Source organism: Candidatus Omnitrophota bacterium (assembly GCA_023227985.1).
Taxonomy (GTDB): Bacteria; Omnitrophota; Gorgyraeia; order Gygaellales; family Profunditerraquicolaceae; genus JALOCB01.
In genome coordinates this window covers 1-10929 of record JALOCB010000039.1, presented here as the reverse complement: position 1 = coordinate 10929, position 10929 = coordinate 1, and the positions used below count along the sequence as shown (strand labels likewise).

Here is a 10929-nt window from a genome sequence, read left to right as displayed (position 1 = left end):
CCCCGCCTCGGATTTGAGATCGTCTGAAGAGTCGTCGTCGACATCCGAGATCTTTATATTATCATAACGGTAAGTAAGGTTCTCTTTAACGTATTCCGAAAGCTCGTAACCCAGGCGGATATCCCCCCCGGTGACATCCTCGTCGTAACCGTAACCGACATCGGATTCCCTCTGGCGGCTGTGCTTATACAGATCAAAGCCGAAAGAGATCGGATAATCAAAAAGCCACGGCTCGGTAAAGCTCAGGTCCAAGCCCTGCGAAAGCGAGCCGAAGGAAGTCCTGATCCGCAGGTCCTGGCCGTCGCCGGTAAAATAAGGAAAGTTCTGCCAATCGAAATTCTTCTGCTCTATCTCGAAGAAACCCACCAGCTGGTCCACGGTGCTGTAGCCGCCGCCGAAGCTGAACGCCCCCGTCTTGGACTCTTTAACGTCTACGACCAGGTCTTTCTTGTTCGGCTCAGCGGTATCCTCGGTGTCATAACTCACATCCTCGAAGAATCCCAGGTTCTGCAGCCTCTCCTTGCTTCTCTTGAGCTTTTCGCCGTCGAACCTGTCGCCGGGCTTGATCCTCATTTCCCTGCGGATAACCACGTCTTTGGTTTTCACATTGCCCCGGATCTTGATCTTATCCACGTAGGCGATATCGTTCTCGGTAATGTTCAGGACAATATCCACTCGATCGGTAGAGGCGTTCATCGAAGTGGTTTCCTGGACCCGCGCGGAAATATAGCCTCTGTCAAAATACAGCCCCTGTATGGCGGAGATATCCTCTTTCAAAGCCTCGTAGCTAAAAACCTTACCGGGCGCGCAGGCTTTTATCGCTGCCAGAATATCCTTCTCGGTTATGTCCTTATTGCCCTGGACAAATATGCTCCCCACCAGGTATTTCCTGCCTTCCTGGATCTTCAGGGTGATGTAAATGAACTTTCCGTTCGGATCAAGCATGGTTTCCGAATCAACGGCAACATCGATGAAACCCGCCTTATGGTAGAACGTTTTGATCCTCTCGATATCCTCGGTAAAAACATCGTCTTTCAACACCCCGGAACCGAAAAACCACGCCCTTTTGGTCTTGATGATCTTGAGGATCCGGGCATCGGAGAAATTAATATTGCCTTCCACGTATATGCGCCTTATTCTCTGGCGCAGGCCTTCCTCGATATGGAAATTTATCCTTGCCTTGTTCGCCTGTTCGTCGATATCAACCGCGTAATCCGCCGCCAGGCGGCTGTATCCCCTTTTCTCGTAAAGTTTTTTCAAGGCCGCGATATCATCGGACAATGTCGGATAATCCAGGTACTGGGTCTCTTTGGACTTCAAGGTATCCTTTAATTTATCGTCTCGAACCGCCCGGCGGTTGCCGCTGAAAGAGATAGCCTCGATGATCGGCCTCTCGACGACGGTAATGACCACTTTCAGCCCGTCTTTATGATCCTGGGTATCGACCTTTATATCGCTGAAAAAACCCAGAAGATAAAGACGTTTCAGGTCATCGCTGATAACCGTGTCCTGGAACGGGCTGCCGATGCGCGTTTTTAGCTTAGACGCTATCGTATTGGTGCTTATGGACTTATTGCCGACGACCTCTATCGCGGTAACATTCTTGCCTTTATTGGCCTCTTCCTGGGCGAACAAGGGCAGGTTCACAGCTAATACCAACGCAATCACCAGCAGGATTTTTTTTAGCATTTTTTCGCCTTTTTTATGTATATAAATTTTATTTAGTATATCATTACCGGAAGTAAAAAGCAAAGTATTTTTAGGACTGGGCCGCTTTGATCTCCTCGACGAACACATCCACCAGTTCCGGCTTGAATTGGCTGCCCTTGCCCCTGACTATCTCGCTCATCGATTCCTCGTAGGACAACGCCTGTTTATAATCCCTGCCGGTGGTAAGGGCGTCAAAGACATCGGCTATGGAGATGACCTGGCTGGCTAAAGGAATGGCGTTGCCGCCCAGCCCGTGAGGATAGCCTTTCCCGTCCCATCGCTCGTGATGATAAAGGATCCAGTCCAGGATATCGGCCACATCCTTTATCGGCTCGAGTATCTTTACCGCTATAACCTCGTGCTTCTTGATAAAATCGAATTCCTCGTCTGTAAGCCCGCCCGGTTTATGCAGGATGCTGTCGGGTATGCCGATCTTGCCCAGGTCGTGGAGCAAGGCCGCCTTGCGCAATTTTTCTTTTTCTTCCTTGTCCCAGCCCAACCTGTCCGCCAGCCTCAACGCGTAGTTGCAAACCCGCTGGGAATGGCCCATCGTATACGGATCCCTGGCCTCCAGGGCGTTGACCAGCGAGGTGATCACCTGGAAGAATATTTCCTTGGCCCGGGCGTGCTCTTTGCTCAGTTTTTCGACAAGGCCGAGCAATTCGCGGTTCTTCTCCTCAATGTCCTGATCGAGGCTGTCCAGGATCTTATCGCCTTCGCTAAACTGCGATACCTGGGAGCGGAACATCCCGGCAAGCTCATGCTCGCTGAATATCCGAGGCTCTCCGGGCTTGGCGCCGATATCCTTGAAAGCCGCAAAAAGCAGTTCTTTTACCGGATAATCCCTTTTGTATTTCACAAAACCTGCCTGAACAGCGGCATTTACCTGTTTTTCTTTAAGGACGAACTCCAGGCCGTTGCTGATGCCCTTAACGATCGCTCCTATCCGGGAAGCCGGGCAGTATATCCCGGCGACCAATTCCTCGGCAGAATAAGTTGACCAAAAACTGTCTTTAACGCTGATCACCGGAAGGATCGACTGCCAAAGGCCTTTCAACTCAGGCAAACTCATGCCCTCTGTCTCAGGGCGGAAAGACCCCATGCGCACGAATACCAGGTAAAGAGCCCGGTTAAAGTACATCCTCTTCGATTCCAGCTCCAGCTGATAATAAAAATACCTGAGGGTAAATATCCCCCGCAGCGGGTCCATGGTCGCTTTTGATTTTATTTTCAACAACTGGGAGAAGAAATAAAGATACTTGTAGAGGGAGCCCGCGGCAAAAAATACCGTGCAGAAGATCACCGGCCTGGACAGGTCGAAAAATACCCCGCGCATTATCAAAGCCACCGCCAGCCATAATCCCGCCATTATCACGCCCAGTGTCAACAGGAGCCCGGCGAGAAAACTGCTGCGCGACAGGATATAAAAAACAGCGGCAAAGCAAAAAAACAGCAGAAAAAAACTTATAAGGTCATTAGCCTTCAGGAACCTGCCGGTGATTATATTGGCCGTGCCGTTGATGTGCGTGATCCCGCCGGGGAGCTTGCCGAAAGGTGTCAATTTGATATCGCCGGCCATATCCCCTGCCGGGTAAACAAAGACCAGGCTGCCTTTAAGGAAATTGTCGCCGTATTCTTTCTTGAGCTTTAATAACTCCTCGGGGTCAAGGACCCGGTAGAGATTCACTGTCTTTACGATATCCCGGCCTGCCCTGTTCCTGTCGCCCGGGACAAAAAGATAATTGATCAAATACTCCCCTAATTTCACATGGGGGATTCCGGAAACGATCTCTCCGGCAGGTTTATCCAGGTATGCCGAAGCCACCTGAACGGATAAGGAATAATATTTTTCCCTGTCGTTATATGCGAATTCATCGCGGATCCTGCGAATGACCTCATCCGGATCAGTCGGCGTATTTATGAAACCTTCGGCAAAGGCGGCAGCGCGTATATCATCCTGCAGGCTGATCAATGTCCCGTTCTGGTAATTGATCGCGTTGGCCAGGACCACGCGGCAGGAAGACTCTTTCATCGCGATGCTCAGCTCCAGGTCGTCCTGTTTATCGGTGGAATCGCCGGAGAATATCAGATCAAAGCCTATCACCCGCGCGCCTTCTTTGTCCAGGATGCGGATGAGCCCGGCGTAGGCGGACCTCTTGAACGGCCAGCGCTGACCGAGCATCTTGCTGGAATACTCATCAGCGGTTATGCCGACGATATTGAAAGGTTTGGCGGAGTTTAGATTAAGAAAATGCGCATACCAGCGGGCCAGATCGTTGATGGCGCCGCCGATACCGTAAAAGCGGGAATAACCGCGGGAAAGGCCGGTATCGATCTGGCTGTAGAATGAAACAAAATACGGCAGCAAAGTCACAGCCAGAAAAGACAAAACCCCTATGAGCAGAAATTTCTTGTTTTGGCTATAGTTTTTCAATAGCTAACGCCATCTCTTGAACTTGCGTTTTACCCAGCTGTACTTGGCGGGTTGATCGGTTGCGGTGCCGCCGGTCGCAGCCGGTGAAAGATTGGCTGAACCCTTCACTACTTCCTGGGCATAACCTTCGGAAGTCAATACGCCGAAAGTCTGGTGCCGGTAAGCATAGTTATCTTCGCTGACAAAAGTAGGCTGGTCGGAATCAGCGATCAAAGAAAAACTCGAGGAGAGCTTCCGGTAATCCTTGGAAGACATATTAGACAGTTGGGAATTAAAGCCGTAGGAAACTCCGCCTTCAGCAGGAGGGGTCTTGTCTTTGGGGCAGGTAACCAGGTTAATATTCCCTTTTGTCAACCGGTTTATGAATGTATCGGCGTAAACAAAGCCCTTCTTCTCCTGTTCCACCATAAAATAGGCCAATTTTATCTTCCAGGCGCTTTTTTGCAGCATCAACCGGGCATAGGCCTTGCCGATATATTTCGGCGGAAGTTCGCTCAAACTTCCGGGCATAGTGTCATATTCCATGGCGTAAATATCCATGGCGCTCTTTAAAGCCTTTAGATTGGTTTCGCAGACCTTGCTTTTAGAATTCTCGATAAACCCCTGATAGATAGGAAACCCCAGGGTGACCAATATCCCCATAACCACCATCGATATCATGATCTCCAACAAGGTAAAGGATCTTTTATCCATACCCACCTCCTCTTTTGGCGCAGATGCTACTCTGCCCGGGCGATATTCTCGAAACGGGTATATTCTTTGAGGAACGTGACCTTGAATGACCCTACAGGGCCGTTACGCTGTTTGGCGATAATGATCTCGGCTATGCCTTCATTCTCAGGAGTGGGATTGTAATATTCCTCGCGCATGATCAGCACTACCACGTCGGCGTCCTGCTCGATGGCTCCGGATTCGCGCAAATCGGACAACTGCGGCCGGTGGCCATCTCGGCTCTCGACCGAGCGGGAAAGCTGACTGATGCCGATGATCGTCAGGTTAAGCTCCCTGGCCAGGGCCTTGAGCGACCGCGAGATATCCGAAATCTCCTGCTGCCGGCTTTCGGTAAAACCCGAACCGCGCATCAGCTGCAGGTAGTCGACGATGACCAGTTTAATATCGTTATTGGCTTTGAGCCGGCGGACCTTTGCCCGCAATTCCATAACTGAAATAGCGGCTGTATCGTCTATAAATATCGGCGCCTCGGAAAGCTTGCTGGCGGCGGTAGTAAGCCTCGGCCAGTCCGAAGCCGCCAGATAACCCGTGCGCACCTTGTTAGCGTCCACCCTGGCGTGGGAGCAAAGCATCCTCTGAACCAGCTGTTCCTTGGACATTTCCAGGCTGAACAGAGCCACCGGGACCTTGGCCGTGACCGCGGCGTATTCGGCGATCCCCAAAGCCAGGGCGCTTTTGCCCATTGAAGGCCGGCCGGCGACGATCACCAGGTCGGAAGGCTGCAGCCCGGCGGTCTTTATGTCAAAATCAACGAACCCTGTAGGAATGCCGGTGACATGGGCCTTATTCTGATAAAGCCGGTCTATGGTCTCGATGCTGTCCTGGATAATGTTCTTTAAAGGGATAAAGCTTCCGCGGTTGCGGTTATCGCTGACCGCAAAGATAAGCTTCTCCGCCTCGTCAACAACCTGGCCGATATTGCCTTCGCTCTCATAACAAAGATGCTCGATCTTCTTGCTGCTGTTGATCAGGGCGCGCAGGGTGCCTTTTTCTTTGACAATAGCCGCGTAATGGTTTATGTTGGCGGACGTGGGAACGGAATTAGCCATCTCCGTAAGAGCGCTGACCCCCCCGATATCTTCGAGCTGGCCGAGGCGCTTTAATTCATCGGTGATGGTGATCAGGTCCACTGCCTTGCTGTTGTTATAAAGGGATAAAATTACGTCGAAGATCTTACGGTGGGAATCCTTATAAAAAGAATTGCGGTCGACAGACTCGATGGCCACGCCGATGGCGTTATCATCTATCAGCATCGATCCCAGGACCGCCATCTCTGCTTCCAGGTTCTGCGGCGGGATCAGGTCTTTGTTCATCTCAGGCATAGCGTTTATTTTTTAACGATCCAGACCTTTATCTGGCCGGTGACCTCCGAATGAAGCTTTACCGGGATCTGGTATATACCCAGGGCCTTTATCGGCTCTTCCATGACAAAGGCCTCCTTGTCGATAACGCATCCTTCGTCAGCCAGGGCTTTCTGGATCTCCACGACGGTGATGCTGCCGTAGAGCTTTTCTTTCTCCTGGGTCAATACCGGCAGGGTGATCGACATTCCGGCCAGTTTGTTCTTGAGCTCTTCAGCCGCGACCTTTTCCTTCTCTTCCTTCAAAAGCCTGCGCTGTTTTTCCTGCTCCAGCATCTTCACGTTGCCGCTGGTGACCGCGACAGCCAGTTTCTTGGGAAGAAGGAAATTCTGGGCGAAACCGTCCCGCACCTTGAGCACGGCCCCGGCCTTGCCCACGCCTGCTACGTCCTGCTTTAATATAACTTCCATTTTACGCTCCGTTATTCATTAGATACGTACATAAGGAACAAGCGCGATGAACCTTGCCTGTTTTACAGCCCTGGTCAATTCCCTCTGGTGCTTGGCGCAGTTGCCCGAAGAACGCCGGGAAACGATCCTGCCGCGCTCCTTGACAAAAGATTCAAGGGTCTTCAGGTCCTTGTAATCTATGGCTTTTATCTTGTCCGCGCAGAAACGGCACACCTTCCTGCGCATGGGCATGAACATATTCTTCTTCTTATCGACCCTCTTGGTCCTTGTCTTATTGATTCTCATCTGGCCTCTCCTCGCTTTCTTCCAGCCAAGCCGTTTCGGTATTAGGCTCTATGGAAGGTCCTTCGACATTATTTTCAGCCGCGCCTTTAGGCGCCTGGCCTAAGAATTGCACTCTCTCCGCTCTCACCTCGATCACGCTGCGGGTCTTACCCGTTGCCTGATCCTCCCACGACCTTGACTGCAGCCTGCCCTCGACGTATACCGGGCTTCCTTTATGCAGGTACTGGTTGCAGGTCTCGGCCATCTTGTTCCAGACTACCGCGGTGATAAAACACACCTCGTCCTTCAATTCCTGGCTCTTATTCTTATACCGGCGGTTGACCGCCATGCGCAGATTGACCACTGCCGTGCCCTGCGGGGTATACCGCAGTTCAGGATCGCGGGTCAGGTTACCCATAAGTAATACCTTATTTAAACTCGCCATAACAATACCTCTCTTTTATCTTACTCGACGTTTGTTATCAGGACCCTCAAGATATTATCGTTTAGCTTGAACGCATACTTGATCTTGGTGATCGCGTCGCCCGGCAGGGTAAAATTGACCAGGTAATATATCCCGTCCTGCTGTTTCTTGATCGTAAAGGTCATTTTTCTCTTTTCCGACCATACCGCTGCGTTGGAGATAACCCCGCTGTTCTTGGTTATCACATCGGCTATCTGGGTGTATACGTTCTTAGTCTCTATTTCGCCCAGATCCGGTTTAACAATAAACATCGCTTCATACTTGACCATTTCTTGACCTCACCTGTTAACCGCATTCATAGTTTTTGAAATACCGTCTTTTACCCATAACCTCATTATAACGATTGAATCCAGGACCGACTGTTCAACCAATCCTTTGTCTTTCCTGGCAAAACAGGAAAGGACATAATCAGCCATATCCGCGTTATTGTGCCGCGGCCGGGCGATGCCTATGCGCAAACGGGAAAATCCATCATCCTTCAAAGAACCGATTATGGACTTAAGGCCGTTGTGCCCTGCGGCGGAGCCTCCGGATTTAAGCTTCACCCTTCCCAGATCCAGGTCCAGTTCATCATGGACCACCAGCAGATCTTCCAAAGCTATCCGGTGTTTTTTGACCAACTGGCGCACCGCCTCGCCCGACAAATTCATATAAACCCGGGGCACTGCCAGGATCACATCCTCATCCTCGATCCTGGCCTTGGCCGATTCCGAAGAAGATAAAAACCCTTTTTTCAGAGAAAGAGCGGATTCCCGGGCAAGAGACCTTACCGCCAGAGAACCGATGTTATGCCTGGTCCCGAGATAATTTCTGCCCGGATTACCCAGCCCGACAATTAACTTCATCAAAGGCCTACTTCTTCTCTTCGGTTTCAGCTTCAGCTTCGGGTTTCTTCTCTTTGATGACTTCCGGCTCAAGCTTCTCTTCGCCTTCAACCGGCGCGGCTTCTTCCTTCATCGGAGCGGCCACCGAAAGGACCACCGCGTCCGCGTCGGAGAAGACTTTAACCTTATCCGGAAAAGCGATATCTTTGATATGTATGGAATCGCCGATCTTCAAGGCGCTGATATCAACCTCGATATTCTTGGGGATATCCGTAGGAAGGCACTCCACCTCGATCTCCCAGAGTATGTGCTCCAGAGCGCCGCCTTCGTTCTTGACGCCCACAGATTCGCCTTTAGTGACTATAGGCACATTGACCTTGATCGCCTTGGTCAGGGATATTTCGTTAAAATCGATGTGGATTATGTCGCCGCTTACCGGATCATGCTGCACCTCTTTGATCATGCACGACCTGGAGCCTTTTTTCGCGTCATCCTTGATCTTGAGGTTAAGGACAACGTTCTCGATGCGGTGATGGTGGATAAGCTGAAGGAGCTCATGCCGGGACATCTTTAACGCCATAGCCTCTTTGCCTTCGGAATAAACCACCCCCGGGATAAACCCTTTACCCCTCAAATCCTTAACCTTGCTCTTGCCGATCTCTATTCTTTTTTCCGCCCCTAATAATAACTCTTCCATTTCTCTTTTTTCCTTTCAATATTGATCTTTAGTCAAATAACGAACTCACTGATTCTTCCACATGTATCCGCTTTATAGCCTCGGCTAACAGAGGCGCGACCGACAGCACTTTGACCCGCTCGTGCCTGCGCTCTTCAGTCAAAGGTATACTGTTGCTGATCACCAGTTCCTTAAGGTCCTTGCAGGCGTCGATCCTTTGTATCGCCGGCCCTGACAGCACCCCGTGGGTGATGGCGGCCCGTATAGTCTTGCATTTCGCCTTCTTCAGCGCAGCCACCGCCTCTATCAGCGAACTGCCGGTAGCGATCAGATCGTCGACGATGATCGCGTTCTTGCCTTCAACCTCGCCGAGTATATGCATAACCTCGGTCTTTTCCGGGGAATCGCGCCTCTTATCGATTATAGCGAGCCCCGCGGATAATCTTTTAGCGTAAGACCTGGCCATCTTGATGCTGCCCACGTCCGGAGAAACCAGGACAAGGTCTTTCGGGTCATTCTGCAAAAAATAATCTATGAATACGTTTATGGCGAAGAGATGATCCACAGGGATATCGAAAAACCCCTGGATCTGGCCGGCGTGCAGGTCCATAGTCAACACGCGGTTCGCCCCGCTTATCGTCAGCAAATTCGCCACCAGCTTCGCGGTGATCGGAACCCTGGGCTGGTCCTTGCGGTCCTGCCGGGCATAACCAAAGAACGGGACTACCGCGGTGATGCGCTTGGCAGACGCCCTTTTTAAAGCGTCGATCATGATCAACAATTCCATCAACGTGTCATTGGGAGGCGGGCATGTCGGCTGGACCACGAAGACATCGGTGCCGCGGACATTCTCATTGATCTTTACCCTGATCTCTCCCTCGCTGAACTTAGCGACCATTGCGTCGGACAGCCTGACCTTCAAAGATTTACAGATGTCCTCCGACAGTTCCTTATGGGCGTTACCCGAAAACACGCGTAATTTATCCACAGTCTACCCCTTTATTTTTCTAACGGTTTGGCCGGTATTCCGACCACAACCGAATTATCCAAAACGTTCCTGCCCCGGGTCACCACGCTGCCTGCGCCTGTTTTGGCGCGCTTGCCGATCCTGACCGGAGCGACCAGCACAGTATCGCAGCCGATAAAGGCGTTGTCCCCTATTACCGTTATATTTTTATTCTTGCCGTCATAATTCGCGGTCACCGCGCCTGCGCCGATATTGGCATGGCTTCCGATGCGGGTATCGCCTATAAAACCGAAATGTTTTGCGCGGGTTTTTGAGGCCAGCCGAGAACGGGAAATCTCGATAAAATTGCCAACCGAGACATTATTTTCCAGACGGGTTCCTGGCCTTAAACGACAGAAAGGCCCTACCGAACATTGATTACCGATTTTAACATCCTTTTCAATAACTGTAAAGGGATAAATTACGCTATCCCGGCCTATTTTTGCCCCGAAACTTATGTAAACATTATCCGGGTCAACTATTGTTACCCCGGACCTCATGAACTCCTCATTTATGGTTTTGCGCATAATAGCGTTGGCCTGAGCCAACTCCACCCGGGAATTAACCCCTAAAGACTCGTTTATATCCTCGAGCAGGAAGGATTCGACCAATTCCCCTTTAGAGGAAAGCAAGCGGATGCAATCGGTCAGATAATACTCTCTCTTTTTATTGTTCGGCTTGACCAGCTTCAGGCATTCTTTGAGCTTTTCCTGGTTAAAACAAATGATCCCGGTGTTGATCTCTTTTATCTCTTTCTGAAAATCATCCGCGTCTTTTTCCTCGGCTATGCCGCAGACCATGGAATACTGGTCGCGCAATATCCTTCCGTAACCGAAAGGCTTTTCGATCTTGGCGGTAAGAATGGTCGCTCCGGCCTTGGCCTCGATATGCCGCTCGATCAACTTGGCGATGGTCTCCTTTTTCAATAAGGGGGTGTCGCCGTAAAGGATGACCACCGCGTCATGCCTGCCTTTTAACGACGGAAGCGCCTGTTTTACCGCGTCAGCCGTGCCCAGCTGTTTTTTCTG

Annotated in this window: 12 protein-coding genes; all 12 read right to left on the bottom strand. The window is 50.9% G+C overall.

What is annotated here, in order from left to right:
- The coding region (gene bamA / locus M0R35_07010) for an outer membrane protein assembly factor BamA (protein ID MCK9595405.1) at positions 1-1689 on the bottom strand (1689 nt) is incomplete at its 3' end.
- 70 nt (positions 1690-1759) lie between these two features.
- Positions 1760-4144 carry a CHASE2 domain-containing protein gene (locus M0R35_07005; protein ID MCK9595404.1) on the bottom strand — a complete coding sequence of 795 codons (2385 nt, stop codon included), beginning with the start codon at positions 4142-4144 and terminating at the stop codon, positions 1760-1762.
- 3 nt (positions 4145-4147) lie between these two features.
- The gene (locus M0R35_07000) at positions 4148-4837 is read right to left on the bottom strand and encodes a prepilin-type N-terminal cleavage/methylation domain-containing protein (protein ID MCK9595403.1); all 690 of its coding nucleotides are present in this window, start codon (positions 4835-4837) and stop codon (positions 4148-4150) included.
- A 26-nt stretch (positions 4838-4863) separates the two neighbouring features.
- Positions 4864-6189, bottom strand: a complete 1326-nt coding sequence (gene dnaB, locus M0R35_06995; protein ID MCK9595402.1) for a replicative DNA helicase — start codon at positions 6187-6189, stop codon at positions 4864-4866.
- A gap of 14 nt (positions 6190-6203) precedes the next feature.
- Positions 6204-6647: a 50S ribosomal protein L9 gene (rplI, locus tag M0R35_06990; protein MCK9595401.1), complete on the bottom strand. Its 444-nt coding sequence runs from the start codon at positions 6645-6647 to the stop codon at positions 6204-6206.
- 18 nt (positions 6648-6665) lie between these two features.
- The gene (gene rpsR, locus M0R35_06985; GenBank protein MCK9595400.1) at positions 6666-6884 is read right to left on the bottom strand and encodes a 30S ribosomal protein S18; all 219 of its coding nucleotides are present in this window, start codon (positions 6882-6884) and stop codon (positions 6666-6668) included.
- A gap of 34 nt (positions 6885-6918) precedes the next feature.
- Positions 6919-7356: a single-stranded DNA-binding protein gene (locus M0R35_06980; protein ID MCK9595399.1), complete on the bottom strand. Its 438-nt coding sequence runs from the start codon at positions 7354-7356 to the stop codon at positions 6919-6921.
- Between the two features lie 20 nt (positions 7357-7376).
- Positions 7377-7664 carry a 30S ribosomal protein S6 gene (gene rpsF / locus M0R35_06975; protein ID MCK9595398.1) on the bottom strand — a complete coding sequence of 96 codons (288 nt, stop codon included), beginning with the start codon at positions 7662-7664 and terminating at the stop codon, positions 7377-7379.
- A 9-nt stretch (positions 7665-7673) separates the two neighbouring features.
- The gene (pth, locus tag M0R35_06970; protein ID MCK9595397.1) at positions 7674-8240 is read right to left on the bottom strand and encodes an aminoacyl-tRNA hydrolase; all 567 of its coding nucleotides are present in this window, start codon (positions 8238-8240) and stop codon (positions 7674-7676) included.
- 7 nt (positions 8241-8247) lie between these two features.
- Positions 8248-8916, bottom strand: coding sequence for a 50S ribosomal protein L25 (locus tag M0R35_06965; protein ID MCK9595396.1), 669 nt, complete (start codon positions 8914-8916; stop codon positions 8248-8250).
- Between the two features lie 28 nt (positions 8917-8944).
- Positions 8945-9883 (bottom strand): ribose-phosphate pyrophosphokinase, encoded by a 939-nt coding sequence (locus tag M0R35_06960; protein MCK9595395.1) that lies wholly within the window; start codon positions 9881-9883, stop codon positions 8945-8947.
- Positions 9884-9894: 11 nt separating this feature from the next.
- Positions 9895-10929 (bottom strand): sugar phosphate nucleotidyltransferase (locus tag M0R35_06955; GenBank protein ID MCK9595394.1); only part of this gene is annotated, 1035 nt, incomplete at its 5' end.

What these genes read in the sequence shown, in the direction of transcription:
- M0R35_07000 (MCK9595403.1), bottom strand. Translation starts at nt 4,837, where the DNA reads ATGGATAAAAGATCCTTTACCTTGTTGGAGATCATGATATCGATGGTG.
- dnaB (MCK9595402.1), bottom strand. Translation starts at nt 6,189, where the DNA reads ATGAACAAAGACCTGATCCCGCCGCAGAACCTGGAAGCAGAGATGGCG.
- rplI (MCK9595401.1), bottom strand. Translation starts at nt 6,647, where the DNA reads ATGGAAGTTATATTAAAGCAGGACGTAGCAGGCGTGGGCAAGGCCGGG.
- rpsR (MCK9595400.1), bottom strand. Translation starts at nt 6,884, where the DNA reads ATGTTCATGCCCATGCGCAGGAAGGTGTGCCGTTTCTGCGCGGACAAG.
- M0R35_06980 (MCK9595399.1), bottom strand. Translation starts at nt 7,356, where the DNA reads ATGGCGAGTTTAAATAAGGTATTACTTATGGGTAACCTGACCCGCGAT.
- rpsF (MCK9595398.1), bottom strand. Translation starts at nt 7,664, where the DNA reads ATGGTCAAGTATGAAGCGATGTTTATTGTTAAACCGGATCTGGGCGAA.
- pth (MCK9595397.1), bottom strand. Translation starts at nt 8,240, where the DNA reads ATGAAGTTAATTGTCGGGCTGGGTAATCCGGGCAGAAATTATCTCGGG.
- M0R35_06965 (MCK9595396.1), bottom strand. Translation starts at nt 8,916, where the DNA reads ATGGAAGAGTTATTATTAGGGGCGGAAAAAAGAATAGAGATCGGCAAG.